This is a genomic window from Proteus sp. G2675 (assembly GCF_963886535.1).
Lineage (GTDB): Bacteria > Pseudomonadota > Gammaproteobacteria > Enterobacterales > Enterobacteriaceae > Proteus > Proteus mirabilis.
On the sequence record NZ_CAWPCB010000012.1, the window covers coordinates 23,868 to 49,585 of the forward strand.

Annotated in this window: 23 protein-coding genes and 1 pseudogene; 8 read left to right on the top strand and 16 right to left on the bottom strand. The window is 37.4% G+C overall.

Going from position 1 to position 25,718, the window contains the following annotated elements; genetic code table 11:
• Positions 1 to 150: 150 nt before the first annotated feature.
• On the top strand, positions 151 to 1,770 hold the full coding sequence (locus AACQ49_RS03070; protein WP_161778811.1) for a peptide ABC transporter substrate-binding protein: 1,620 nt from the start codon (positions 151 to 153) through the stop codon (positions 1,768 to 1,770).
• A gap of 355 nt (positions 1,771 to 2,125) precedes the next feature.
• Here AACQ49_RS03070 and AACQ49_RS03075 read toward each other — a convergent pair whose 3' ends face one another.
• Positions 2,126 to 2,686 carry an outer membrane beta-barrel protein gene (locus tag AACQ49_RS03075; protein WP_004243090.1) on the bottom strand — a complete coding sequence of 187 codons (561 nt, stop codon included), beginning with the start codon at positions 2,684 to 2,686 and terminating at the stop codon, positions 2,126 to 2,128.
• 292 nt (positions 2,687 to 2,978) lie between these two features.
• Positions 2,979 to 3,311: a DUF4377 domain-containing protein gene (locus AACQ49_RS03080; protein WP_049196272.1), complete on the bottom strand. Its 333-nt coding sequence runs from the start codon at positions 3,309 to 3,311 to the stop codon at positions 2,979 to 2,981.
• A gap of 364 nt (positions 3,312 to 3,675) precedes the next feature.
• Here AACQ49_RS03080 and zntB point away from each other — a divergent pair, with 364 nt between their 5' ends.
• Positions 3,676 to 4,659 carry a zinc transporter ZntB gene (zntB, locus tag AACQ49_RS03085; protein WP_004243087.1) on the top strand — a complete coding sequence of 328 codons (984 nt, stop codon included), beginning with the start codon at positions 3,676 to 3,678 and terminating at the stop codon, positions 4,657 to 4,659.
• A 314-nt stretch (positions 4,660 to 4,973) separates the two neighbouring features.
• Here the strand turns inward: zntB and ttcA are convergent, their stop codons facing one another.
• Together ttcA and leuE are read right to left on the bottom strand one after the other, a co-directional pair.
• Positions 4,974 to 5,894 (bottom strand): tRNA 2-thiocytidine(32) synthetase TtcA, encoded by a 921-nt coding sequence (ttcA, locus tag AACQ49_RS03090; RefSeq protein ID WP_004243086.1) that lies wholly within the window; start codon positions 5,892 to 5,894, stop codon positions 4,974 to 4,976.
• Positions 5,895 to 6,242: 348 nt separating this feature from the next.
• Positions 6,243 to 6,911 (bottom strand): leucine efflux protein LeuE, encoded by a 669-nt coding sequence (leuE, locus tag AACQ49_RS03095; protein ID WP_004243084.1) that lies wholly within the window; start codon positions 6,909 to 6,911, stop codon positions 6,243 to 6,245.
• Positions 6,912 to 7,351: 440 nt separating this feature from the next.
• Here leuE and AACQ49_RS03100 point away from each other — a divergent pair, with 440 nt between their 5' ends.
• The gene (locus tag AACQ49_RS03100; RefSeq protein WP_004243082.1) at positions 7,352 to 7,654 is read left to right on the top strand and encodes a putative quinol monooxygenase; all 303 of its coding nucleotides are present in this window, start codon (positions 7,352 to 7,354) and stop codon (positions 7,652 to 7,654) included.
• An 88-nt stretch (positions 7,655 to 7,742) separates the two neighbouring features.
• Here AACQ49_RS03100 and gloA2 read toward each other — a convergent pair whose 3' ends face one another.
• Entirely contained in the window at positions 7,743 to 8,132 is a 390-nt protein-coding gene (gene gloA2, locus AACQ49_RS03105) for an SMU1112c/YaeR family gloxylase I-like metalloprotein (RefSeq protein ID WP_004243081.1), read from the bottom strand.
• A 352-nt stretch (positions 8,133 to 8,484) separates the two neighbouring features.
• On the opposite strand from gloA2, the gene AACQ49_RS03110 reads away from it, so the two are divergent.
• Positions 8,485 to 9,021: an Ail/Lom family outer membrane beta-barrel protein gene (locus AACQ49_RS03110; RefSeq protein WP_004243080.1), complete on the top strand. Its 537-nt coding sequence runs from the start codon at positions 8,485 to 8,487 to the stop codon at positions 9,019 to 9,021.
• Positions 9,022 to 9,168: 147 nt separating this feature from the next.
• Here the strand turns inward: AACQ49_RS03110 and AACQ49_RS03115 are convergent, their stop codons facing one another.
• Together AACQ49_RS03115 and cls are read right to left on the bottom strand one after the other, a co-directional pair.
• A complete protein-coding gene (locus AACQ49_RS03115) occupies positions 9,169 to 9,498 on the bottom strand; it encodes an HI1450 family dsDNA-mimic protein (RefSeq protein WP_012367973.1) in 330 nt (109 codons plus the stop codon).
• Between the two features lie 107 nt (positions 9,499 to 9,605).
• Positions 9,606 to 11,066 (bottom strand): cardiolipin synthase, encoded by a 1,461-nt coding sequence (cls, locus tag AACQ49_RS03120; RefSeq protein WP_004248139.1) that lies wholly within the window; start codon positions 11,064 to 11,066, stop codon positions 9,606 to 9,608.
• Between the two features lie 307 nt (positions 11,067 to 11,373).
• Here cls and AACQ49_RS03125 point away from each other — a divergent pair, with 307 nt between their 5' ends.
• Both AACQ49_RS03125 and tonB read left to right on the top strand, forming a co-directional pair.
• Positions 11,374 to 11,553 carry a YciY family protein gene (locus AACQ49_RS03125; protein ID WP_004248137.1) on the top strand — a complete coding sequence of 60 codons (180 nt, stop codon included), beginning with the start codon at positions 11,374 to 11,376 and terminating at the stop codon, positions 11,551 to 11,553.
• Between the two features lie 115 nt (positions 11,554 to 11,668).
• Positions 11,669 to 12,388, top strand: a complete 720-nt coding sequence (gene tonB, locus AACQ49_RS03130) for a TonB system transport protein TonB (protein WP_161778812.1) — start codon at positions 11,669 to 11,671, stop codon at positions 12,386 to 12,388.
• Between the two features lie 98 nt (positions 12,389 to 12,486).
• Here the strand turns inward: tonB and yciA are convergent, their stop codons facing one another.
• Both yciA and AACQ49_RS03140 read right to left on the bottom strand, forming a co-directional pair.
• Positions 12,487 to 12,918, bottom strand: a complete 432-nt coding sequence (gene yciA, locus AACQ49_RS03135) for an acyl-CoA thioester hydrolase YciA (RefSeq protein ID WP_004243075.1) — start codon at positions 12,916 to 12,918, stop codon at positions 12,487 to 12,489.
• A 73-nt stretch (positions 12,919 to 12,991) separates the two neighbouring features.
• Positions 12,992 to 13,645: a septation protein A gene (locus AACQ49_RS03140; RefSeq protein WP_004243074.1), complete on the bottom strand. Its 654-nt coding sequence runs from the start codon at positions 13,643 to 13,645 to the stop codon at positions 12,992 to 12,994.
• A 305-nt stretch (positions 13,646 to 13,950) separates the two neighbouring features.
• Between AACQ49_RS03140 and AACQ49_RS03145 the strand changes: the two genes are divergently transcribed.
• On the top strand, positions 13,951 to 15,735 hold the full coding sequence (locus tag AACQ49_RS03145; RefSeq protein ID WP_004248134.1) for a SulP family inorganic anion transporter: 1,785 nt from the start codon (positions 13,951 to 13,953) through the stop codon (positions 15,733 to 15,735).
• A 132-nt stretch (positions 15,736 to 15,867) separates the two neighbouring features.
• Here the strand turns inward: AACQ49_RS03145 and AACQ49_RS03150 are convergent, their stop codons facing one another.
• Positions 15,868 to 16,629 (bottom strand): YciC family protein, encoded by a 762-nt coding sequence (locus AACQ49_RS03150; RefSeq protein ID WP_004243072.1) that lies wholly within the window; start codon positions 16,627 to 16,629, stop codon positions 15,868 to 15,870.
• A 443-nt stretch (positions 16,630 to 17,072) separates the two neighbouring features.
• Between AACQ49_RS03150 and ompW the strand changes: the two genes are divergently transcribed.
• Positions 17,073 to 17,717: an outer membrane protein OmpW gene (gene ompW / locus AACQ49_RS03155; RefSeq protein ID WP_049196279.1), complete on the top strand. Its 645-nt coding sequence runs from the start codon at positions 17,073 to 17,075 to the stop codon at positions 17,715 to 17,717.
• 650 nt (positions 17,718 to 18,367) lie between these two features.
• Here ompW and AACQ49_RS03160 read toward each other — a convergent pair.
• From AACQ49_RS03160 to AACQ49_RS03185, 6 genes and pseudogenes are all read right to left on the bottom strand, one after another.
• Positions 18,368 to 18,682, bottom strand: a complete 315-nt coding sequence (locus AACQ49_RS03160; protein WP_004243069.1) for a BON domain-containing protein — start codon at positions 18,680 to 18,682, stop codon at positions 18,368 to 18,370.
• A gap of 270 nt (positions 18,683 to 18,952) precedes the next feature.
• A complete protein-coding gene (gene trpA / locus AACQ49_RS03165) occupies positions 18,953 to 19,762 on the bottom strand; it encodes a tryptophan synthase subunit alpha (protein WP_004243068.1) in 810 nt (269 codons plus the stop codon).
• Positions 19,762 to 20,952 carry a tryptophan synthase subunit beta gene (trpB, locus tag AACQ49_RS03170; protein ID WP_004243066.1) on the bottom strand — a complete coding sequence of 397 codons (1,191 nt, stop codon included), beginning with the start codon at positions 20,950 to 20,952 and terminating at the stop codon, positions 19,762 to 19,764. Before trpB ends, trpA begins: the two co-directional genes overlap by 1 nt.
• A 16-nt stretch (positions 20,953 to 20,968) precedes the next feature.
• On the bottom strand, positions 20,969 to 22,342 hold the full coding sequence (gene trpCF, locus AACQ49_RS03175) for a bifunctional indole-3-glycerol-phosphate synthase TrpC/phosphoribosylanthranilate isomerase TrpF (RefSeq protein WP_161778813.1): 1,374 nt from the start codon (positions 22,340 to 22,342) through the stop codon (positions 20,969 to 20,971).
• A 5-nt stretch (positions 22,343 to 22,347) separates the two neighbouring features.
• Positions 22,348 to 23,941, bottom strand: a pseudogene (gene trpD, locus AACQ49_RS03180) (bifunctional anthranilate synthase glutamate amidotransferase component TrpG/anthranilate phosphoribosyltransferase TrpD).
• On the bottom strand, positions 23,941 to 25,518 hold the full coding sequence (locus AACQ49_RS03185; RefSeq protein WP_161778814.1) for an anthranilate synthase component 1: 1,578 nt from the start codon (positions 25,516 to 25,518) through the stop codon (positions 23,941 to 23,943). The pseudogene trpD and the gene AACQ49_RS03185 overlap by 1 nt, the downstream one beginning before the upstream one ends.
• Positions 25,519 to 25,718 lie beyond the last annotated feature (200 nt).

Below are 25,718 nucleotides of genomic sequence, written 5' to 3' on the forward strand. Positions count from 1 at the left end.
TAACCATGATTAAAATTTGTCTACATCTCTAAAATAAAAGAGTGAAAACGGTAAAATTGATAAAATTTTTGCAATCAGTGATTGTGCCTTTTTATCAGGCTTTTATAATTATTAAGTTAACTCGCTTATAGACTACAGGACGAAACAGACATGCGCAAAATATTCGTTATATCATGTGCACTTGTCGTTCAAGGATTGCTCATATCACAGGCTAATGCGGCAGTGGTGCCATCAGGAACGATACTCGACAAAAAACAGGAAGTAGTGCGACATTTAAAAGATGAACCCGCATCACTTGATCCCATTAATGCCGTAGGTTTAACGGAGGCTCAAGTTCAACGAGACTTATTTGAAGGATTAGTGATAGAAGATGAGCGAGGGCGTCCCATTCCTGGAGTGGCACAATCATGGCGAACAGAAGATAACCGGGTTTGGATTTTTACATTACGTGATAATGCTAAATGGTCAAATGGCGAAAAGGTGACGGCTTCTGACTTTGTTTATAGTTGGCAAAGATTAGTTGATCCAAAAAATCTTTCTCCTTTTGCTTGGTATGCAGCCCTAGCTTCTATTGAGAATGCCCAAAAAATTATTGATGGTAAATTAAAACCAACCGCGTTAGGTGTGGAAGCCATTGATGAAAAAACGTTAAAAGTTACCTTAGAACGACCTGTTCCTTATTTCCCTAGTTTAGCGACCAATTTTTCACTTTATCCTGTACCTAAACACACAATCGAAAAATACGGTTCAGAATGGATCAAAGTAGGTAATTTAGTCGGCAATGGGGCTTTTATACTAAAAGATCGCGTTGTGAATGAGAAAATTGTGTTAACGCCAAACCCTTACTATTGGGATCACCACAATACGGTGTTAACCAAAGTCACTTTTGTGCCTATTAATCATGAATCACAAGCGACTAAACGTTATTTAGCTGGGGATATTGATATTACAGAGTCTTTTCCTAAACACTTATATCACAAATTGATGAAAGATATTCCTGATCAAGTGTATATCCCTGAGCAGTTAGGTACTTACTATTATGCATTTAATACACAAGCAGGGCCTACCAAAGATATTCGGGTTCGCAAAGCGTTAGCTATGGCAATTGATAGAAAAATTATTACAGACAAAGTCCTTGGTACTGGAGAAAAATCAGCGAATCGCTTTACTCCTGATGTGACGGCTAATTTTACGCCTGAGCCAACACTATATGATGAATACAGTCAGGATGAATTAGATAGCCAAGCAAAAATATTGTTATCAGCAGCCGGCTATGGTCCTCATAATCCTTTAACTCTCTCTCTGCTTTATAATAATTCAGAAAATCATCAAAAGATCGCCATTGCTGTCGCTTCTATGTGGAAGAAAAAGTTAGGCGTAAAGGTAAACTTACGCAATCAAGAATGGAAAACTTATATTGATAGTCGTAATTCAGGTGATTTTGATGTGATAAGAGCATCATGGATAGGCGATTACAATGAACCCTCCACATTATTATCTTTATTAGGCTCTAAGCATGCTGGAAATATCCCAAAATATCAGAGCCAGCAATATGATGAGATTTTAGTCCAAGCCAATATGACGACAGATGAAGAGGAAAGAAATCGTCTCTATAATCGTGCTGAACAGGTTATTGCGGAAGAGGCGCCTATTGCCCCTATCTATCAGTATACTAATGGTCGTCTAATCAAACCTTGGCTAAAAGGTTATCCCATTGAGAATCCTGAAGATGTCGCTTATAGCCATATGCTGTATGTTATAAAGCATTAAATAAGTGTTACAGGCAATAAGATAAGAAAGCCAAAATATTAGCAAAGAGTACGTAATGATTATTGCGTACTTTTTTTTAGGGGAAGAGAGATAGAGAAAAAAAATCCCTCTGTTATGCAACAGAAGGAGACTCAAAAGGAATAAACATTGCAAAATTATGTTAATATAATTTTGCATGAATGTTTTGACTAATCGTGCAGTTGATGCAAAGTATAAATTTATACTTTTTATTTATAGGTATAACTACTTAATATAGCCTTATAATTATAATTTCAGTGGTCAGTAAACGTATTTTAACAACAAATAAAATTGATAAGATTATTTTTAACTTATGTTATCGTTTATTTATAAAACATTAAAAACGATAGCCTAGGGATAATTGGATACTATTTAGTCTAATATTATGTTTGTTTGACTCAGTATCTGAATGTAAATAGCCAAGATTAATGCCTACATTTTTTCTAAGGCTATAATCAATACCCGCTTGAAACATCACATTGGTGGTGTCGACGATAATGGTATCGGTTACCGCAACGCCTGAATAACTTTTATCAACTCGATATTTTAATTTTTTAGGCCCCATTTGGGCGTAGATAGCCAAAGAAGGTGTAATTCGATACGTTGGGCCTATTAACAATGCAGAAACCTTTGCATGTTCATCTTTTGTGCCTAGTTTAAGTGAGCTAGCGTCTATAAAATGGCTTTGATGTGTTGACTTGATATGCAGTAATGAAAGTAACATTCCCCAGTGAATATCGGATCCATAGTGATAACTTATTATTGCACCATTTGCTTTGTGGTTTTTTATTTTTCCATATATATAACCGCCATAAATTGCCTGATTATTCTCAAAAGCATGTAGTGATGGAGAGAAAGGTAAAATAAAGCTTATAAATAAAATAAGATTTTTTTTCATTATCGCGTATCTAATTTGTTGGAGATGGCGATATTTTTAGTGAGTTAATAACATATTTCAAGTTAATTTCTTTGGAATGATTCTTAAAAAAAACTAGCATTCTTATTGAGTTAAAAGAAATTATTTTGGTATTAATAGAAGGGTAATTACTATAATCTTAGATAATATAAGATATTTTATAAATAATCGTTATTATTATTGGATCTTATTTATAATTTATAGCTAAAGGAAAATGTAATAATAGCGAAATAAACAATGGATCCGAAAATCCATTGTTTAGCTAGTGAGTTACTTACTTTTTATCTAAGATCTCAACCAGTGTATATTTGATGCTTGGTGCATCCGCAGGAGGATTAGGAATATCTGTAACTTTGACTTTTACTTTGTACTGCGTTCCCGCTTGGTAATCAAATCCTTCGATATTTTGATAGAAGAAAGACCATTCACCAGCAGGTAATTCTTTTACTTTCATGCATTTCATTGGCGCAACACCAACACAATCATAAAGCTGAGAGTCAATAAGCAGTGTTTTTGTCGAATCGTTCATAACTTGGGTGTTGGTTCCTGTCGCTGTATTGCATCCTGCTAAAAGTAAAAATAAAGGAATGGTGAGAAACTTTTTCATATTAATAGCCTTATTTCAGGGGCGACAAATTAATTTAATATTTACGTTTATTTTAAGCAAATTTCATTTTTATGACTAATATCTAGTGCCAATCGATAACCTAAATATAGGCATATATTGAAAAATCTATCATAACCTAATAATTAATGCTTATTTTAGTGTAAAAATCTTAAAGTAGAAAATATTTTACTCAATAATGTTGTTGTAGATGGGGGAACGTGATGGCGTTAAGCTAGGCTAAATAGTGGCTTGATTTAACCTCTTGCAACATAATCAAATAAAGGCAATATTATTGATTGTTTACATGATTTTAGAAAAAAGCATAAAATTATATTTTAAATGATGGTATCAAGGAGGACGAATAATGAAAAGTGTCAATAACGCTATAATCGAAGATTCTGATGCTATCTATACGGCTCAGCTTAATGGGCATGGCGGAATTATGCCGATCACGGCTAATAGCATAGCAAGTAATGAAAGGCCTTTTTGGGTTCATCTCGATTATCGTAAACCCAAAAGTGATCAGTGGATTAATCAGACTGAGTTACTTCCTCCTATCGCAAAAGATGTGCTTTTAGCTGAAAATGTTCGACCTAAGGCACAGCGTATCGGGGAAGGGGTTATTATTAATTTGCAAACGATTAATAACAACCCCGATGATCGGCCGGATGAACTGATTGCGTATCGTATTTATATTAATGGTCAAATGATTATTTCGAGCCGACATCGTCGCGTTAATTCCGTTGATTCGGTGATCCACTCTTTAGAAGTGGGTGATGGTCCAGAAAATAGTGGTAGTTGGTTGATCACTATGGCCGATGCAGTGACAGATGAAATAGGTGATTTTGTTGAAACACTTCATGACCAATTAATTGAGTTGGAAGATATGATCCTCGATCAGCAAATTCCGGCTCGAGGTGAATTGGCATTGCTACGTAAGCAACTGATTGTGTTACGCCGTTATATGGCGCCACAACGTGATGTATTCTCTCGACTCTCTATCGAAAAATTACCTTGGATGAGCGACAGTGATCGCATTAGTTTGGTTGAAATATCAGAACGTCTCTCGCGTCGATTAGAAGATTTAGATAGTAGTATTTCTCGTACAGCCGTTATTGCTGATGAAATTACTTCAATGATGGCAGATGCGATGAACAGACGAACATATACCATGTCATTAATGGCGATGCTATTTTTGCCCACGACCTTTTTGACAGGACTATTTGGGGTTAATTTAGGGGGGATCCCCGGCAATGAATTTCCTTATGGCTTTGCTATATTTTGCTTTTCACTGTTTTTCTTGATTGTGATTGTTGCTTGGTGGTTAAAGCGTAGTAGGTGGTTGTGAAATTTCAGCAAATTAATCGTAACTAAATGGATTTAAAAAAGAATTCTCTAACTCTGTTTGAGATATATCAATTTTTTAAATGCCAACATCTGGCATTATAACTCTCGCAGGTGAATACAACGTTGAGCGATGAACGTTGTGCTCCATAATTGTAGTTTTTCTCATATTGAGTTCTTAATACAGAATAATTGACCATTATTACACCGATGTTAAATAAACATCGGTTTTTTTTTGCTTATTATTTTCGTCATAAGTAAAGCATATTAAACCCCAGCGCAACGACGATGGTTTGCTAGGGATAATACTGGCTATGCTTATTTTACCTCAACAACATCCAATCTAGCTTGGCTAAAATCAGGACGCTCATCTTCATCATCGGAAAGAATAGGGCTTGTTGGAATATCATCCTTATCAAATGCTAGATCACCGCCGTTAATAATCTCATCACCCTGTTTGATATTAGCAAAGTCAAATAATTGGGTATCACATAGATGCGACGGAACAATATTTTGGGTTGCCCTAAACATGGTTTCAATGCGCCCAGGGTAACGTTTATCCCAATCTCTTAGCATCTCTTTGATCACTTGGCGCTGTAAGTTAGGTTGAGAGCCACAAAGATTACAGGGAATAATAGGGAAATTTTTTGCTTGAGCAAAACGCTCAATGTCTTTTTCTCGGGCATAAGCCAATGGACGAATAACGATATGTTTTCCGTCATCACTCATTAATTTAGGTGGCATGCCCTTTAGCTTTCCACCATAAAACATGTTCAGAAACAGCGTTTCTAAAATATCATCACGATGGTGACCTAAAGCAATTTTTGTTGCCCCAACTTCGGTGGCTGTACGGTATAAAATACCACGACGTAAGCGAGAGCAAAGTGAACAGGTGGTTTTACCTTCTGGAATGATCTCTTTTACAATACCGTAAGTATTCTCTTCAACAATTTTATACTCTACACCCAGTTGCTCAAGATATTCAGGTAAAATATGCTCAGGGAAGCCCGGTTGTTTTTGATCTAAATTAACGGCAATTAAGGAAAATTGTATTGGCGCGCTTTTTTGCAAATTCATTAAGATAGATAGGAGAGTATAGCTATCTTTCCCGCCAGAAAGGCACACCATGATTTTATCGCCATCTTCAATCATATTAAAATCAGCGATAGCTTGCCCAACGTTACGGCGTAAGCGTTTTTGTAATTTGTTAAAATTATATTGCTCTTTTGGGATGCTCATTTTTTACGGTTCTATATCGTTGCTAAGGTTTTTTAACTTACTTTAAAGGGATTTTCTGCTTTGTTTTCAATTTGTTGTATGACGTGCTTTATCGGAATAACATAATATCTATGCGTTTAAACGAATAAAGCTAAAAAGCAAAATTTAATCACCACTTATTGCAAGGAAATGATAAGCCGACAATGATAACAGAAGCATCGCGCATTTCGAAACTGCTAAGTAAAATAATCGCCACCCTGTGGGGCTGACTTACTGACCAAGATAGTAACGGGGAAAATAGCGATTACTACAAAGATAATCGCTATTGATAACAACAGCCTCTTATTTAAGTCACTAAAGGACGTCTATTTAAGAGGAGAGTGTGGCAAGTTTGGTGGCAAACCCCATAAAAAATAGCCCAACAATACCATTTCCCAGTTTAGCGATATTTTTACGTGAACCGAAGAAACGCGCCAATGCTACACCACCAAAAATAAGAAAAGAGAGATAAACAAAGCTAAATGCTTCAAGCATAGAAGCTAAGATCAAGTAGGATAAACCAGTATGTGCATAGTTAAAGTCGATAAATTGCACAAAAAAGGAGATATAAAACAAAATCGCTTTGGGGTTGGTTAAGCTTAATGTTAATGCCTTACGAAATACATGCTCTTGAATACAGTTTGTCTCAGTATGGCTTTGCTTTTTGGCAAAGAAGTTAGCATGAATAATTTTGATACCGAGATAGAGTAGATAAAAAGCACCTAAGAAACGGACAATAGTAAAAAGCACAGGAGAGGCTTTAATAACTGATGCCACACCGATAAATGCTAAGAAAATTAAGATAGCATCGCCAATAAAAACCCCTAATGCGGCTCGATAACCTGCACCAACTCCTCTTGATGCACTGGTTTTAAGCACATAAAGGGAATTAGGGCCGGGGACGATAATAATAAAGAACATACCCGCAAGATATGTCCAAATATTGAGCACTCCAAATTGTTCAAGCCACACAGTAACCCCCATACTTTTACTGTACATGATATAAACGCTGACCTGTTATTATATAAAGATAAACAGAAAAATTTAAACGCCTATTTTTATACACTTTTAGCATAATTATTCGTAAATAATGATTTTTATACAGAAAGTAAGTTGTTTTTTAGTAGAAAATAGGGGGGAAGATCATCGTGATACAGAACAGAAGTGAATAGAGTAAATATTATCTTAAAAAGTAGAGTTTATCTTATTGATTTATCTATTTTTATCAAAAATAATAGCAACGTATACACTTGCATATAAAACTAAGGAAATAGATCATGGCAACCACTTTTCTACCTATTGGTCTTTTTGGGCCATTAAACCCTATTGGTTTGGGCGGTATTATGTTTGAATTTTTCTATTATTTTTAATCATAATATAACCTCTATAATAGTAAATAGTAGCTCATCACCATTCTATATTAATAGTAAGGGATATTTATGATAAAGGTTATTGCAGAAGATTTTATTAAATCAGCATCAATAGAAACGGTCTTACCACTTTACCAAGAATTGGTGAAAGCTAGCCAACAAGAAGCACTTTGTATTAGCTATGATTTATTTGTTGATGAGAAAGATCCCGGTCACTTTATTTTTATTGAATCATGGCCAAATAAAGAAGCACTAGATATTCATTGTAATAGTGAACATTTTCGTCGCATCATTCCGATGATTAAACAATATACAAAAGCAGAGTCAAAAATCACTTTAGTCAATAGTGTATTTGATAAAAATATAGATTAATCATTTTATGTTTATATTTTAACGTATTAATAAATAATATATTAATTTGGGCCGCATTATTTATTGCGGCCTTGTTATATGTTGTGAACTATATTGAATAAAGCTCTAAAGGTAAGCCATCGGGATCTTGAAAAAAGGTAAAACGTTTTTGGCTACTAGGATCTATACGTATTGGCTCACATTGAATATTGTTTTGTTGTAAATAAGCAACTGAAGCATCAAGATCGTCCACTGCAAATGCCACATGGCGTAGACCACGAGCTTCTGGGTAACTTAAGCGTGCTGGCGCATCTGGGAAGCTAAATAATTCAATTTGGTAGACTGTACCTAACGCAAGCTCTGCTTTCCAAGATTGTATTTCTTCACGGTATTTTTCATTTAATAGGGTAAGCCCCAGTATTTGACAATAAAAATGTTTGCTGATCTTATAATCAGAACAAATAATCGCCACATGATGAATTTTATTTAATTTTAACATTGATAACTCAACTAATAAAAAAATAACATAAGATAAATTATGCTATAAAGATAGCATAAAATAATAGATTTAATAATATATATTTTATATAAGCGTATGATTTTTTATTTTTATATTTTGGTTAATTTAGAATAATCAAAAATAATAACAATTCTTAATATTTACTTAATGGTGGATAAAAATAATATAAGTTTACTCTAATTAAAGAGAGAGATTTTATTTTCATTTTATTAATAAGAATTTCTTTATAATAAATGTTTTTTATTGTATCGTTTTTATTGTTTAAAGATGCTTAACTTCATAAAAAATATAATTTTTTTAGTTTTTTTGTTATTTTATATAGAGAATAAAAATGAAATTTAATTTTTTGCTTTCAACTTCAATACTCGTTGTTTCTACTCTTTCTTTTAATGCTTATGCAACATTAGAAAATACAGTGTCGATAGGGTATGCTAAATCTAAATTGAAAGTCGATGAAGATTTAATAAATGATAACCTTAAAGGTATTAACTTAAAATATAATCATGAAGTAGCTAATGATTGGGGCGTTATCAGTTCGTTTTCATATGCAAAAAATAAAAATGATGGTTATGATCATTGGGGATATGCAGGTACTTCAAAGATTAGCTACTATTCGTTAACGGCAGGTCCAAGTTACCGCCTTAACAATTATGTCAGTGCATATGGACTAATAGGTTTTGGCTATTTTCATGAAGACTTTCACTACTATGATGAAAGAGAAAAAGAAAATAAGATATCAATGGCTTATGGATTAGGTGTACAAGTAAACCCAATCACTAACTTAGCTATTGATGTTTCTTATGAGTACTCCAAACTATATGATATTGATTTTACTACTTGGGTAGTGGGTATCGGTTATCGTTTTTAATCAAAGGTGTCACACACGATAGTCAATATATTTTCTAAGGTCGCTTTTGCGACCTTTTTAGTCTTTATATAAGCTACTTTTAAACAAAGTAAAATTGATAAGTTCGCCAGTGTAGTTAAACAGACAAATTATGTGGTTATTAAGAAGTTAAGATTTCCAAATAATATGGTACATGGGTTGCAGGGGATCACGACTAATTAATACGCGACCAAAAATATCATCAATATCGGCGTTTTCATCCGGTGCAAGACCGATAATCACTTCACTAAACCGGGCTGATGAAACAGGTAAACCGACAATAAATTGCCAATCATTCCCTAATGTAACAACTTCAGCCGCACCTCGTTCTTCAAATTGTAAATTAAAAAGCAGCTGATCGGCTACATCAAGATTATCAGCGGCTTGCGCTAAAAAGAGATCATAGGCTTGTTCTAAAGCTTCTTCTTCACTGATTAAGGTTGGTTGGTTCATGGTCATGCCTATAAATTATGTCAATATTGTCGCGCTATTTATATCGATAGTTAGCTGTTTTCGCTAACTATTTTATTGTTGATATAATTACTGAGCTGATTGTATCACTCTTTCTAGAGAAGTGGGCTAAAGAAATAACAAAGGCGTTCTAACACCCGATTCATAAATGGACGTTTTTCCCATTCATCAAGAGTAAGTTGTGTTGAACGGGCAATATAATCATATTGTACGATGCTAAGATCACTAGCAAAACATTCATCATCAATCACAACAGTTATTTCAAAATTAAGCCATAAACTACGCATATCAAGGTTAACCGAGCCAACCATACTCAGTTGACCATCAACCATTACACTTTTTGTATGTAATAGGCCATCTTCAAATTGAAAAACTTTTACACCCGCCTCAAGTATTTCAGTAAAAAAGGCTCGGCTTGCCCAACGTACCAGGAAAGAGTCATTACTTCGTGGCACAATAATACTGACATCAACACCACGCATAGCGGCAGTTGAAATGGCATGAGCCAGATCGTCACTTGGCACGAAGTAGGGGGTTGTCATGACTAATTCTTTTCTGGCTGAATAGATGGCCGTAATTAATGATTGTTGAATGAGTTCTTCAGGAAAGCCGGGACCTGAGGCAATCACCTGTGTAGTATGCCCATTTGCTTGTTCAAATGGCATAATATTGTTATCTGGTGGCGGTGGTAAGTGGCGTTCACCGGTTTCCATTTCCCAGTCGAAAGCATAAATAATACCCAGTGTCGTAGAAACAGGGCCTTCCATTCTGACCATAATATCAATCCACTGACCGACACCCGCATCTTGTTTAAAATAGCGTGGATCGACCATATTCATACTGCCGGTATAGGAAATGTAGTTATCAATTAATACTATTTTACGATGCTGACGTAAGTCCATACGACGCAAGAAGAAACGGAACAGATTGACTTGTAATGACTCGACAAATTCAATGCCGGCGGCTCGCATTCTTGCAGGGCCATTGGTGCGAAAGAAACTACGGCTTCCTGCAGAATCCACCATAATGCGACATTTTACACCACGTTTAGCCGCTTGAATAAGGGCTTCAGTGACTTCCTCTACCAATCCTCCGGATTGCCAGATATAAAACACCATTTCAATATTATCGCGCGCATTATTAATATCACGCGTGATGGCATTTAATGAGTCTTCGCAAGTTGTTAGTAGCTGGATCTTATTACCTTTTACACCATTAATACCTTGGCGTTTAGCGGTTAACTGAAAAATGGGCTCCGCAACATCACTATAGTGTTTAGCGAAAATATGTTTACATTTTTTTAATTCTTCAAGCCATGCAACTACGGAAGGCCACATCTGCCTAGCATGTTCGACACGGCGTTTACCAAGATGAAGTTCACCAAAAGCAAAATAGGCGATAACACCGACTAAAGGAAGGATATAAATAATCAGTAGCCATGTCATCGTTGAGGTGACAGGTCGTCGATGCATTAGGACACGAAATGTGACCCCTGCGATCAATAGCCAATAGAAGAAAAAAGTTAGCCAACTTAATACAGTATAAAATGTTGTCATAGTAAAGCTATTTTCCGTTGAAAAAGAATCGCATGAATAGGTCGGAGGCAATTTACTAACAATAGTTCATTATTTCTATTATTTGCCAAATGTTGTTATTAAATCAGGATTATTTTCTCTGTCAAATCTCTCTGGTAAGAGATAAACATCAAATAAGTCGCTAGATACTTATTTTGATACATTTTATTTTTGAGAGAAAGGTATAAAGCATAAATAAAAAATAAGGCAAATTATCAATCCCCCCTTGGATCATAAAATGAACGTCCTATAATACACCACTTATTTGAAAAAATAGGTATTGATTGCAATGAGACATAGCAGGAATGAAGTGGCACGTTGGCGAATGATGAGACAAGCGTTACGTCGCCGTCGCCGTTGGTTAGAGGGTCAATCACGCCGTAACTTACGTATTTACCAAATGCGTAAGCTTGATACTTCTAGAAAACATAGAGCGCTGTTGTTCGTGCAATACACCGAACTAAATTGATCTTTAGCTTTTTTAGTTGTTATAGCAATCATTTTGATAAACGTTATTGAATATGATTGCTATTTGCATTTAAACTAGAGGCATTATTTTTTGTTTAGGTGAAATAAGATCAGTTATGCGCTTTAAGCTTTGGGTATTTATATCACTGTGTTTGCATGCCTCGCTTGTTGCGGCTGCCATACTGTATGTTGTAGAAGATAAGCCAATTGCACCAGAACCTATCTCTATACAGATGCTAGCCTTTGCTGCAGATGAGCCAGTAGGAGAGCCTGAGCCTGTAGTTGAAGAGGTGACGCCACCGGAGCCTGAGCCTGTTGTCGAGCCAGAACCTGAGCCAGAACCAGAACCGATCCCAGATGTAAAACCGGTGATTGAAAAACCGATAGAGAAGAAGCCCGAACCCAAACCTAAGCCAAAACCGGTGGAAAAACCAAAGCCACCCGTCGAACGGCCACAGCAACAACCATTGGCGCTGAACAAGGGAAATGAGATGAAAAATCTTAATCCCAACGCTACACCGAGTAATAAAGGTGAGGAAAAGCCTGTTGCGACAACTAGCCAAGGAGAAGGGAAAGTACCTAATGTGCTTCGCCAAGGGTTACCTATCTATCCTTCTCGTGCCAAGGCAGTGGGTATTGAGGGGTCAATAAAAGTACGCTTTGATATCGATGCCGATGGACGGGTAGATAATGTAGAAATTCTCTCTGCTAACCCCAAAAATGTCTTTGAACGCGAAGTGAGAAAAGCAATGCGTCAATGGCGTTATGAGAAAATCCCTTATAAAGGTAAAGTGGTTATCATTGATTTTAATATAGATGGTGTTTCTGCAAGTTAATAAGAAGCCATTGATTGATAAAGCTTCACATCACTCAATGATAAAAAAGGCACTTTTGATAAGTGCCTTTTTTGTTGGTTTTATTGAGCTTAAAAAGGTTATTCCATGGTACTTGCTAAGGTAAAATTGGTTTTACCTTCAGGTAGGCGACGAGCGCTATTATTCTCATCGACTGCCACATAAGTAAACACGGCTTCAGTGGCACGATACCGTTGACCTACCGGCTCGGTTGCTACTTTTTTAACCCACACTTCAATATTAACAGTAATTGAAGAGTTACCGGTTTTTAAACAACGAGCATAACAGCAAACGACGTCGCCAACGGCAACAGGTTTTAGAAAGGTAATGCCTGTTACACTTACAGTAACAACGCGACCTAAGGCAATTTCTTTCGCTAAAATGGCACCACCAATGTCCATTTGAGACATTATCCAGCCACCGAAAATATCACCATTGGCGTTAGTATCAGCTGGCATGGCAAGCGTACGTAATACTAGCTCACCATTAGGCAAAGATTGTTGTTCAGTCATGGGGAAATACTATCTATCAATGTTAAAACTAAGGAGACTCCTTTGAGGCAGTCTCCCGATAAAATAGAGGTCATTATTCAGATTTAGATGTCACATCTTTATGTAATACTTTAGATGTTGATGTTGTTCCGTTATCTGATGTTTCAGATGTATGACTTTCTGTTGATTCCTCTTTCGTCTCTTCTTCGGGTAACCGGTTGTTCCAGATATACACAACACTAATCACAGTAAAGATTAAGGTTAATATTGTTAACCCAAAGACTTTAAAGTTTACCCAAGTTTCTTGAGATAAAGAAAATGCGACATAAAGATTACCCAGCGCACAAGCTAAAAAGAACAGTACCCAAGCGATATTGAGTTTTTTCCAATTAGTCGCTGGCATCGCTAATTCTTTACCTAGCATTCTTTCCATTAATGTTTTCGGCGTAAAGAGTTGCATCGCAATAAGCACTAGCGCAAAAATGGCGTAGATTGCGGTGACTTTCCATTTAATAAAGACATCTGAATGGAAAGCGATAGTCAATGTACCAAATATCGTTACAACGATTGCGGTGATCAGTGGTGCTTTTTCGACTTTATGGAAAATAAGCCATGTTAAACCGACTGAGATCCATGTTGCTACAATTAATGCGCCAGAAGCATAGAAAATATCTTGCCATTTATAAAAGATAAAAAACACTAATAGTGGAGCGAAATCAAGTAATTGCTTAAGCCAGCCGTTTTTCATAACCGATAGAAACCTATTGTCGTTAAATTTATAAACTAGGTTATTCTAATGCAAAGCGACATGAAAAGGGTAAACAATTGCATATCTTTAATAAGATCAGGCTTATTTATCACAATATGGCGGTTTTATATTAGATTAACTCATTGAATATAAGGTTTAATTTAATCTTGTGTCATTTAAAGATAAAGTATTGATTATGGTAGGAGATTAAAACATCACTCTAGTATATGATTCATTGAGCCATTATCTCTTCACGCGACTTTTTGATGAATGCGCGAAAAAGTAATTCAGATAAGAGGAAATCAATGAACGGAAAAAGAATAATAAAATGGATGCCTGGATTAGGCTTATTGTTTAATTATCAGCGTGAATATCTTGGATATGATATTAAAGCAGGGCTTTCTGTTGCTGCGGTTGCATTGCCTGTTGCTATCGCTTATACCGAATTACTCGGTATCAATGCCATTGTGGGATTATACGCCTGTATCTTACCCATGATCATGTATGCTTTATTTGGCACTTCACGCCAATTAATTACTGGCCCTGATGCTGCAACTTGTGCCGTGATAGCCGCAGTTGTCATTCCTCTTTCTGCGGGGGATGAAAATACCCGTTGGCAACTGGCCATTATAATGACTGCAATGACCGGTTTTTGGTGCATTCTTGCGAGTCATTTTCGCTTTGGCGCATTTACGGACTTTCTCTCTAGACCTATATTACAAGGTCTATTAAATGGCGTTGCCATCACTATCATGGTGGGGCAATTGAGTAAAGTATTTGGTTTTACCACCTCCCCAGAATATTTAATTGAAAAATTACTTGAAGTACCTTTTCGATTAAAAGAAGCACATTGGCCAACACTGTTGATGTCGGCGCTAACCTTAGCATTACTATTAGGTATTCGTCATTTTAGACAACGTTGGCCCGCTCCGTTAATTGCTATGGTGGTGATGACCTATTTAAGTTGGCAATTTGATTTAGTCAATTATGGGATTGCTATTGTTGATAAAGAAGCAGACAACGGTGATCTCTTTTTACCCATCGTTTCAATGAGTGGCTTTCATCTTGGATCACTTCGTGAATTAATTGTTCCTTCCATTAACCTTGCGGTGATTAGTTTTGTTAGCTTTATGATGACGGCAAGAAGTTTTGCTAGCAAAAATGGCTATGATGTTGATGCCGACCAAGAATTAAAGGCATTAGGCATTGCTAATATCGCATCGGCACTTTCGCAAGGATTTGCAGTAAGTGCCGCCAGTAGCCGTACTGCGGTGAATGATTCTGTTGGCGGTAAAACACAATTGGTCTCTATTGTGGCTGCGTTAGTCATTTTAGTTGTGTTGCTTTTTATGACCGACTTTATTGCCTACATTCCGTTATCTTCTTTAGGCGTTGTGCTGATTGTTTCCTCTTGGTCATTGCTAAGTATTCGTCATATTTGGTCTTATCGTAAACGAAATCGACAAGCTTTTACCTTAGCAACGTTTACTTTATTAGCGGTGTTGTTAGCGGGATTGATTAACGGCATTGGTTTTGCTGTGTTACTTGGGTTATTGCAATTTTTACGTATTGTATTCCGCCCAAGTGATCAGTTATTAGGTGTTGATGAACAAGGAATGATCCACTCAATCAACCAAGGTAACGGCATTGAATCGATATCAGGATTGATGATGTATCGTTTTAATTCCCCCTTAACCTATTTCAATGTTGGCTATTTTAAAAAGCGGGTACTACAGCTAGTGGACAGCGCGCCACAACGTCCTGCATGGTTAGCGGTTGATGCTACCGTAAGTTTTACTTATGACGATGTGAGTGTTTTTGCTGTTATTGATGAGCTAATTAGAGAGCTTAGGATCAAAGGCGTTAAATTGGTATTGGCTGGGCGCAGAACAGAATTAAATCGTTGGATTGCACGTAACAAGATCACTATCAATGATGATGATTTAATTATTGCCCCCGATCTCTATTTTGTTATTCGTTTATATCAAAGTCGACAACAAATAAAAGAAAAACACAAACAGCAACAACAAGTGCCGTTTGCTGAAGATAACCAAGCCACTTTCATCAAGGATACGGAAACGAGGGGATAGAATGAATAACATGGGGTTTAGTGGCTGGATAGGTGTGTAAGGTTAATTGATTATTTTTAAATGATTATGTTAATAACAATGCCGTGCTAATCTATTAATCACATTAGCACGGCATTGTTTGCTGCGAGGGGGTTACTTGGTGATATATTTATTTTCAGTCAGCATAAACAGACGGAATAGATAAATAATCATCCATGCAGACGTAATATTCTTTAAAAAATAATATAAAAATTTGTGGATCATGTTAGGCAATTCACCCGTAATATTGCTTAAGAAGCCAATCCCAAATTGTAATAAAATCCAAATTCCTAAGGCAGGGATCAGCGCCCCTGATTCACCAAAGCCCATTTTCCAGCCTAGACGTATTGCGCTACCAATAGATTGTTGGCGTACCAGTACGACTGGCGCTAGTGCAAATCCCACTAATAAAATGATACCAGGGATAATCAACATAAAGCCTGCACTAATTAAAATAGAGCAGAGCAAAATTAGCAGAAACATCTTCGGTAAACGGGGTAAGCTGGCATTAAACGTTTGGTTCAATGTCACGTTATGACCGGCAGAAAGTGCCATTGCCAACATTAAAATCACTAAAACCAGAATACTTTGCTGAAAAAGCTCAAAAACATAGACCAGTAAGACCTTTTGAAATACCCCAATAACACTGTTATTCATCGCTTCTAATTCAGCGGGTGAGACATCAGCGAATCTGGTTTTTTGAAAATTAATAATAAAGTCATTAATTATTTGTGATTCTTGTGCATTAGGGCCAACCAATAGATATATGACAGCTAAAATGAGGGCCAAAACTGCAGATAGCGTGATAATGCTACGTTGTTCATTTTTATAAAAGTTAAGACTATCACGGTAGATTGTGCGTGCCGGGGTAGGCATGAAACTGCTCCTATACAAATAGACTAAGTCAATGGGACATATTGTACCTTTTAAGACAACAAAAAGGGATCATTTCTGTTATTTCTATAGCTATTGTTATTGAAAGGTTTTTTTCATTCGTTTGGCGAATGAAAATTAAATAATCAAATCAGATGAAACATTAAATTAACAACTAAATAACGATATTGTCAAATATCATCTTTTAATGAGGTTCTTTTATTTAATGATTCTTAAAAACAATAAATTTAATTATAAGAAAATATTGTATTAATGCTAAATTTGATGTGGATCAATTATAAATAATCAGCATCATAAATAATAAAGAGAGGAATAACACTTTCTGCAAAAATAATTCCAAAGTTGTGATCGGCATTAGATCATAATTACTTATTAATGGGTATATTTTAGCGGAGATTTTACTTATTACAGGAATGGGTTAAATAATGAAAAAACTTTCTGCGCTTATTCTAGCGGCTGCAACACTTGCACCGTCTATTTCTTTTGCTCATCAAGCGGGTGATTTTTTATTCCGTGCGGGTACTGCAACAGTTCGTCCTAATGCAGGATCTGATAATGTATTAAATGTCGGTCACTTTGATGTAAATAATAACACTCAATTAGGTTTAACCTTTGGTTATATGGTAACTGATAATATTGGGGTTGAGTTATTAGCAGCAACACCTTTTGAGCATAAAGTTACGTTAACAGGTGTGGGTGAAATTGCTAAAGTTAAACATTTACCACCAACATTAATGGCACAGTATTACTTTGGTCATTCTGAAGATAAATTACGCCCTTATTTAGGTGCTGGTCTAAACTTTACGACCTTCTTTGATGAAAAATTCAATAACAATGAAACAGTGAATGCTCTAGGTCTGAATAGCCTAGACCTTAAAAACTCTTGGGGCTTTGCAGCACAAGCAGGTTTAGACTATAACCTTGATAAAAACTGGATGCTGAATGCCTCTGTTTGGTGGATGAATATCGAAACTGATGTTAAGTTCAAAGGGGATAATATCCCTGATCAAAAAATTAATACACGCATAGACCCATTTGTGTTTATGTTCGGTGTTGGTTATCGTTTCTAATTATTCTTGCAATAACAGAATATGCTATTAAGTATCAGCGGGGCAGTGGCTCCGCTTTTTTTTATCTGTGTTAATCATAATTGCTTATCTACAGTGATCGTGTTTAGACTAAAAAATTTTATTACCTCTATTATGTGTATTAAGGCTTAGCTGATTATAACTAAAATAATAGAGGTATATTTTAATGGTGTATTAAAAATGCATCTTTATATTTTTTATTAGTAAAAAAATAATCACTATTCTCGATGAGCATTTAATTGGCTCGCATAAATGGGAATGTATAGATGTATTTTATTTGCATGTTTTATCTGCCCATGATATTGCCTAATAATAATTAAAAAATAGTGCCTAAATCGGCCAAAAATATTATTACTGATATTGAATAGTACTATTAAGAAAATGATGGTCGCATCAAATTTAAGTGAAAGTCACCAGTGTGGTGAAAATAACATCGAAAAAAGATAAGTATAACTTTAGTTTTAACGGTTTTTTTTGGGGTATTTTACCCGTAAAAAACAAACGGCTTATTTTAGTAAAACAGAGAATTTGTCAAAAATTGATCTTCATATCAAAGAGTGTGGATTGCTTTAGATGAGACAAGAAAAAAACCACCGAAGTGGCTTTTTTCTTACTGACTTATAAAAAATAGCTTAACGGATAACCATTGAGTTAATGACACCTTTAACGCCAGTGACTTTACGTGCGGTTTCTATGGCGCGATTTGCATCAGCCTGTGAAGAGACAAAACCACTTAACTGAACTTTACCTTTAAATGTCTCAACGCTAATTTGTGTTGAGTTTAGGTTTTTCTCACCAATTAAAGCTGTTTTTACTTTAGTGGTGATCACCGAGTCATCAAAATATCCCCCAGTGCCTTCTGATGTTGCCGTTGGAGAGCATGCAGATAAAGTCATGGCCATAAGTAATGCCGCTAATACGGTAGAAATTTTTGCCCATAGTTTCATTATCAAACTCCTTATAATGACATTATTGATTGAGTACTACTGAATAGAAAACCTAAAGCTGTATACCCTATATAAAGTATGTGCAAGAAATGACAGATTGCCAACTGACTGAGCAAAAATAGTTTTATGCTTGTTCAGGCGAATCAAGCATTACTCGCGCTACGAATAGAGGCTGATGGGGAAGTGATGGTCGATTGTTAATGATTAAATTAGGAAAAATCTGCTTAGGAAAAAGTTTTCTCTAAGCAGACGGCGATAATAATTTTAGAATTAAACGCTTATTGTTGCGGCTTTCATTTGTTGCACAAACTGCGTCAACATTTTTAACATCACATCAGGTTGATGTAGGTTATTTTCAATAATTTGTACAACGGCTGATCCTGAGATAGCGCCAAATGCACCATTACTAATGGCCTGTGAAACTTGTTGTGGCTCAGAAATCCCAAAACCTTGTAATGCAGGTGGTGCATTATAAGCTTTAAGTTTACTGGTTAAATGAGTGAGTGACTGTTCTGCTCGTTTATCTGTCCCCGTAACACCGGCTCTTGATAATAGATAAGTATATCCCTCTGCGCTGGTGGCTAACTCTTGTAATAACTCATCATCTGCATTGGGCGGGCAAATAAAAATCGGGGCAATATTCGCGCTTAATGCCGCTTCTCGAAATTGTTTTGCTTCACGTAAGGGAACATCACCAATCAGTACTGAATCAACACCCGCTTGTTGGCATTTATGGTAAAAATTATCAACGCCATTGCTAAAAACAAGATTTGCATACACCAATAGTCCAATCGGAATAGTGGGGTGTTTTTGGCGGATCTGGCTTAATAACTCAAAACAGAGGGTTGGGGTGACATTAGCATTTAATGCCCGTAAGTTTGCCCCTTGAATAGTAGGGCCATCAGCCAGTGGATCAGAAAATGGAATGCCTATCTCTAACGCATCTGCACCCCCTTCAATTAATGCGTCAATAATTTTTAACGACAGTTCAGCATCGGGATCACCTAAAGTGACAAAGGGAACAAACGCGCCTTGTTGTTTTTGTGCTAATGCTTCAAAGCATAATTGATAACGGCTCATTAAATTTCTCCTCGTGCAGCTAAAATATCGTTAACAGTAAAAATATCTTTGTCACCTCGTCCGGATAAATTGACAATTAAGAGTTGTTCTTTATCTGGATTTTGGGCAATCAGTTTCAACGCATAGGCCAGAGCATGTGACGATTCTAATGCGGGGATGATCCCTTCACGGCGTGATAGCGTTTTAAAAGCCTCAATGGCTTCATCATCTGTCACAGAAACATAATCTGCACGGCCAATGCTGTTTAAATGCGCATGTTGAGGGCCTACGGATGGGAAATCTAATCCTGCAGAAATAGAATAGGACTCTTCAATTTGGCCTTCTTCGGTTTGCATAATCGGTGATTTCATACCGAAATAAATGCCTAACTTGCCATGTTTTAATGGTGCTCCGTGCTCTCCTGTTTCGATCCCTTTTCCTGCCGGCTCAACACCAATTAATTGTACTGAGGTTTCTGGTATAAATGAGGCGAATAAGCCAATGGCGTTAGAGCCACCGCCAATACAGGCGATAACGGCATCAGGGAGACGACCTTCACGGGCTAAAATTTGCGCCTTAGCTTCATCCCCAATCATGCGCTGGAATTCGCGAACAATAGTGGGATAAGGATGCGGGCCTGCCGCAGTGCCTAATAAGTAGTGAGCACGCTCGTAGCAGCCAGACCAGTCACGTAACGCTTCATTACACGCATCTTTTAATGTTGATGAACCACTATGCACCGGAATAACTTCGGCACCCATTAAACGCATACGAAATACATTGGGTGATTGACGTTCAACATCTTTTGCCCCCATATAAATACGGCACTTCATATTTAACAGAGCACAAGCTAACGCAGTGGCAACACCATGTTGCCCAGCGCCCGTTTCTGCAATAATCTCTGTTTTTCCCATCCGTTTTGCTAGCAGTGCTTGGCCTAATACTTGGTTTGTTTTATGAGCACCGCCATGCAATAAATCTTCACGTTTTAGATATAAACGGGTACGAGTACCTTGGGTCAAATTGCGACAGAGTGTCAGTGCCGTTGGTCTACCTGCATAATTTTTGAGTAGATCTTGAAACTCTTGCTGAAATGACGGATCGTTTTGTGCGTCAATAAAGGCTTGTTCAAGTTGATCTAATGCAGGGATCAATATTTCTGGTACATATTGACCACCAAACTCACCAAAGTAGGGATTAAGTTTTCTCATTGTGATGTTGTCCTTGTCAGAAATTTTGTGAAAATTTGCCTTGTTGTAATTGTGTAAAGACTTGTGATAGACGTTGTGGATCTTTGTTACCTGCTGAAGATTCCACCCCTGAATTTAAATCAAGTCCTAAGCAACCGGTGTTTAGAGCGTCTAAACAGTTATCACTGTTTAGGCCACCTGCAAGTAATGCTTTATGGCGTAAAGTAGGCGGAATAGTTTGCCAATCAAAGGTGTTGCCTGTGCCACCCGTACCATTATCTAATACATATTTGTTAACTTGCGCAATGTGCTGAATATCATGGTGATAAGCCATATTAAGCGCTTGCCAAATTTCACATTGTGGGGCGATTTTTTCCCTTAGTTGGGCTATAAATTGTGCATCTTCAGCGCCATGTAACTGAACCGCAGATAAATTAAGTTGTTTAGCATAGTCACAAATCAGCTCAATAGATTGGTTTTGAAAAACGCCCACAAAAGCTAATGGCGCTTGTGTTACCAATAATTGCGCTTGTGACAGCGTCACTCTTCGTGGTGATTTCTCAGCAAAAATTAATCCTCCATAATAGGCACCCGCTTGATAGGCCGCTTTAACATCTTGTGTACGGGTTAAGCCGCACACTTTATGCTTTCCCAAAATAAGTGCTCTTACCGCTTGGGCAATATTCTCTTGTGACATCAAGGCACTGCCCACTAAAAAGCCATTAGCATATTGACTTAGTGTTTTAACTTGTTGATGGGTATGAATTCCAGATTCGCTGATAACAATAGCCTCTTGCGGTAAACCTTGGCTAAGTTGTTCGGTACGAGATAAATCAATAGAGAGATCACGTAAATTACGATTATTAATCCCGATCACTTTTGCTTTAAGCTCAATGGCTCGCTGACGCTCTTCTTCGGTGCTCACTTCTGTTAATACTCCCATGTTTAATTGGTGAGCAACGGCACTAAGCGCACGGTACTGTTCATCATTAAGAACAGAAAGCATTAATAAAATGGCATCAGCTTGGTAAAAACGAGCTAAATAAATTTGGTATTCATCGATAATAAAATCTTTACATAAAACAGGTTGATGAACGGCATCACTGACTTGACGTAAGTAATCAAAACAGCCTTGAAAATATTTTTCATCAGTCAGTACCGAAATAGCGGCTGCATAGGGTTGATAAATTTTCGCAATGGCAACAGGATCAAAATCAGAGCGAATAATCCCTTTTGAAGGCGATGCTTTTTTACACTCTAAAATAAACACTGGGTGTGATTGTGTTAATGCTTGATAAAATGAGCGTGTCGATGGCGCAATCTTATCTATAAAGGTTGATAAAGGTTGCTGTGCTTTACGTGCAACTAAATATTCGGCTTTATCTTTAACAATGGCATTTAATACAGTCATTATTTTTATCCTCTTGCGGCTAGCGCATTAACTCGATTAATGGTTTTACCGCTATAGATTGCGTGCATAGCAACTTCGGTATTAGCTTTCAAATCTTCTTGTCCGTGTAAACGCATTAATAAGGCGACATTGGCAGCGACGGATTCAGTGTGTGCGCGTTTACCTTGTCCTTGCAGTAAATTAGCCAATAATTGGCGATTAACCTCAGGTGTACCGCCTTCAAGATCACTTATCGCACAAGGACGCAGACCAAAATCACTTGGGGTTAATTGATAACGAGTGATTTCCCCATTGTGTAACTCAGCCACTTGTGTGGGAGCATGTAATGACACTTCATCCATTCCACCACTATGGACCACTGCCGCACGTTTGTAGCCCAAGACATTTAAGGTATCTGCAATAGGCATTAATAATTCAGGACTATAAACACCAATTAATGCTAAAGGCGGACGGGCTGGATTAATTAATGGGCCTAACACATTAAAGAGCGTGCGTGTTCTTAGCTGTTGGCGCACAGGGGCGGCAAAGCGAAAACCACTGTGATAAAGCGGCGCAAATAAAAAGCATAGTCCAATTTCATCTAACAATTGGCGGGCATCGTTGGCACTTTTATCTAGTGGAATACCAAATGCCGCTAATAAATCTGATGATCCTGAGCGACTAGACACGCTACGATTACCATGTTTAGCCACTTTTAGACCAATTTCTGCCGCGACAAACGCACTGGCTGTTGAAATATTGATGCTATTGGCTCCATCGCCGCCAGTACCCACAATATCGCAAAATAGATAATCTGGGCGTGGAAAAGGAGAGGCATTATCCAATAGGGCACGAGCCGCTCCGGCAATCTCTTGAGGGTGCTCACCACGCATTTTCATACTAATCAATACGGCTGCTAACTGTGATTCTGTTAATTCACCACGAATAATCGCACTAAACAGTGTTTGGCTCTCTTCTAAGCTTAATTGTTGTCCTGCAAATAATTTATTGAAGATAGTATCCATATTATGCGTCTCCTCTTGGTGCTTGTGCCCATGCAATGGTTTGTTGTAAAAGTTGTGCGCCTTTAGTGGTTAAAATTGATTCTGGATGAAACTGAAAACCACAAGTTCGATGTTGGCGATGGCGCACGGCCATCACGGTGTTATCACACCACGCATTGACGATAAGTTGCTCAGGCACAACTTCGCCAGAGAGTGAATGATAACGAGCGACGGGCAGAGGATTTGGCAGATGTTCAAACATCGCCTGCCCATCATGGGTGGCGAGCGTAGCTTTACCGTGTAAAATTTCCCCACAAGAAGAGACTTTACCGCCATAAGCTTCAATAATGGCTTGATGCCCTAAACAGATACCAATAATAGGCAATTTACCTAACATGCGATTAAGTAGCTCAGGCATACAACCCGCTTGTGATGGTGTACCAGGGCCGGGAGACAACATAAGAATAGGGTTATCTAACAGGTTTAATTGTTTTTCGATAAAAGAAGCGCTGACATCATTACGATAGATGATCACTTGATGATGTTGACTGCGTAAAAGGTCGACTAAGTTATAAGTAAAAGAGTCGATATTATCGAGTAGTAAGAGCGTCGCCATTAGCAAGCCTCCTGCATATGCGTTTCAGCATGCGCCTGTAAAATGGCATTGATAACCGCTTGTGATTTATTGCGAGTTTCTTCTGCCTCCATTTTTGGATCAGAATCGAGCACAATACCAGCGCCCACTTGAATAGTTGCAATATCTTTTTCTACATAAGCAGAACGAATAACTATGCAAGTATCAAAATCACCGTTACCAGTAAAGTAGCCAATTGCACCGCCATAACTGCCTCGTTTGGTTTTTTCATATTGTGCAATCAGTTGCATAGCACTGACCTTCGGTGCTCCTGAGAGTGTCCCCATATTCATACAGGCTTGATAGGCATGAAAAATATCTAAGTCATGACGTAATGTTCCTACCACTCTTGATACTAAGTGCATAACAAAAGCGTAGCGATCTACTTTGGTTAATTCGGCGACATAACGGCTTCCAGCTTGGCAGATACGCGCTAAATCATTGCGTGCTAAATCAACCAACATAAGGTGTTCTGATAACTCTTTGGTATCTGTGCGCATTTCAAGTTCAATGCGGCTATCTAAATCAGCATTGATTGAGCCGTTGGCATTGCGACCTCTTGGGCGTGTACCTGCGATAGGATAAATTTCAATTTGGCGATCACTTGCTTGATATTTCAACGCACTTTCAGGTGACGCACCAAAAACGGTAAATAACGCATCTTGCATATAAAACAAATAGGGACTGGGGTTTTTTTGTTTCAAAACTTGATAGGCAGCCAGTGGTGAAGGGCAGTTAATTTGAAAACGACGTGATGGAACAACTTGGAAAATATCGCCACGACGAATATAGGTTTTCATCGCTTCAACAATAGCACCATACTCTTCGTCATTCATATTGCTACTTACAACCGCTTGCTGAGGTGTTAATGGTTGACGTTGTGGTTGTTTTAAAGGTTGCTGTGCGAGTGCAACTAATTGTGCCTGACGGGTATCAAGACGCTGACACTCTTGTGGATTATCCGTAAAGGCAACGGAAATTAATTGGCTATGATGATGTTGATGGTCGATCACAATTAACTGTTCAGCTAAATAAAAACAGTAGTCAGGGCAAGAAAAAACCGCTTCTAAATCAGGTAAGGATTCAAATCCGTTCACTAAATCATAGGCAAATAACCCTCCCACAAAAATAGCATTGGCTTCTTTTGCAGCGCTATTTGCTAGGAAAAAACGTAAAACATCAAATACGCTAGCCGCTTTTAACTTGCTCTCTTCATCTTGAGGGAAAGATGATGATGCAAAAGTAAATACACATTGTTCCGCTCGCTCTATGGAGAGTGTGCTTTTTTCTTTTAGTGCGTTTTTTAACAACGCTAAGATATGTTGGCCGTTGAGACTTAACGCATCGACAGTCACTTGATTTTTGTTTGCACTAATACGCAATGCACTATCAACGATTAACAAACTTTTTAAATTGGCTTTGGTATCAATTTGTGCGGATTCTAACAATAAGGTGTGATGACGATGTTCACACAACGTATTGAAAAGTAACGCCGGCTCGCTGTGATAAGGCAATGCCGTTACCTTAGTTGTTAATGGGAATGCAAGTGAAGTATTCATTATTATCGCTCTATTTTCTTTTTTCTGGTGCTGATAAGCACAAAATTGGCACATAAAAAAACCCGCGGTAGGCGGGTTTTAGATATCACTGATGCTAAGCAGGAGATCAAACCGCCCATAAAAGAGTTTTGCGCCACCACAGAGCAATAAGATGTTGATTGATATTCATAAGATCTCCTTACAGCGGATGATAAGTTTAT

What these genes read in the sequence shown, in the direction of transcription:
- AACQ49_RS03115 (WP_012367973.1), bottom strand. Translation starts at nt 9,498, where the DNA reads ATGACCATGAACCAACCAACCTTAATCAGTGAAGAAGAAGCTTTAGAA.
- zntB (WP_004243087.1), top strand. Translation starts at nt 3,676, where the DNA reads ATGAAAAGTGTCAATAACGCTATAATCGAAGATTCTGATGCTATCTAT.
- tonB (WP_161778812.1), top strand. Translation starts at nt 11,669, where the DNA reads ATGCGCTTTAAGCTTTGGGTATTTATATCACTGTGTTTGCATGCCTCG.
- AACQ49_RS03145 (WP_004248134.1), top strand. Translation starts at nt 13,951, where the DNA reads ATGAACGGAAAAAGAATAATAAAATGGATGCCTGGATTAGGCTTATTG.
- trpCF (WP_161778813.1), bottom strand. Translation starts at nt 22,342, where the DNA reads ATGACTGTATTAAATGCCATTGTTAAAGATAAAGCCGAATATTTAGTT.
- trpA (WP_004243068.1), bottom strand. Translation starts at nt 19,762, where the DNA reads ATGAGCCGTTATCAATTATGCTTTGAAGCATTAGCACAAAAACAACAA.
- yciA (WP_004243075.1), bottom strand. Translation starts at nt 12,918, where the DNA reads ATGACTGAACAACAATCTTTGCCTAATGGTGAGCTAGTATTACGTACG.
- AACQ49_RS03110 (WP_004243080.1), top strand. Translation starts at nt 8,485, where the DNA reads ATGAAATTTAATTTTTTGCTTTCAACTTCAATACTCGTTGTTTCTACT.
- AACQ49_RS03070 (WP_161778811.1), top strand. Translation starts at nt 151, where the DNA reads ATGCGCAAAATATTCGTTATATCATGTGCACTTGTCGTTCAAGGATTG.
- gloA2 (WP_004243081.1), bottom strand. Translation starts at nt 8,132, where the DNA reads ATGTTAAAATTAAATAAAATTCATCATGTGGCGATTATTTGTTCTGAT.
- leuE (WP_004243084.1), bottom strand. Translation starts at nt 6,911, where the DNA reads ATGTACAGTAAAAGTATGGGGGTTACTGTGTGGCTTGAACAATTTGGA.
- AACQ49_RS03140 (WP_004243074.1), bottom strand. Translation starts at nt 13,645, where the DNA reads ATGAAAAACGGCTGGCTTAAGCAATTACTTGATTTCGCTCCACTATTA.
- AACQ49_RS03080 (WP_049196272.1), bottom strand. Translation starts at nt 3,311, where the DNA reads ATGAAAAAGTTTCTCACCATTCCTTTATTTTTACTTTTAGCAGGATGC.
- AACQ49_RS03100 (WP_004243082.1), top strand. Translation starts at nt 7,352, where the DNA reads ATGATAAAGGTTATTGCAGAAGATTTTATTAAATCAGCATCAATAGAA.
- AACQ49_RS03125 (WP_004248137.1), top strand. Translation starts at nt 11,374, where the DNA reads ATGAGACATAGCAGGAATGAAGTGGCACGTTGGCGAATGATGAGACAA.
- AACQ49_RS03185 (WP_161778814.1), bottom strand. Translation starts at nt 25,518, where the DNA reads ATGAATACTTCACTTGCATTCCCATTAACAACTAAGGTAACGGCATTG.
- ompW (WP_049196279.1), top strand. Translation starts at nt 17,073, where the DNA reads ATGAAAAAACTTTCTGCGCTTATTCTAGCGGCTGCAACACTTGCACCG.
- trpB (WP_004243066.1), bottom strand. Translation starts at nt 20,952, where the DNA reads ATGAGAAAACTTAATCCCTACTTTGGTGAGTTTGGTGGTCAATATGTA.
- ttcA (WP_004243086.1), bottom strand. Translation starts at nt 5,894, where the DNA reads ATGAGCATCCCAAAAGAGCAATATAATTTTAACAAATTACAAAAACGC.
- AACQ49_RS03150 (WP_004243072.1), bottom strand. Translation starts at nt 16,629, where the DNA reads ATGCCTACCCCGGCACGCACAATCTACCGTGATAGTCTTAACTTTTAT.
- AACQ49_RS03075 (WP_004243090.1), bottom strand. Translation starts at nt 2,686, where the DNA reads ATGAAAAAAAATCTTATTTTATTTATAAGCTTTATTTTACCTTTCTCT.
- cls (WP_004248139.1), bottom strand. Translation starts at nt 11,066, where the DNA reads ATGACAACATTTTATACTGTATTAAGTTGGCTAACTTTTTTCTTCTAT.
- AACQ49_RS03160 (WP_004243069.1), bottom strand. Translation starts at nt 18,682, where the DNA reads ATGAAACTATGGGCAAAAATTTCTACCGTATTAGCGGCATTACTTATG.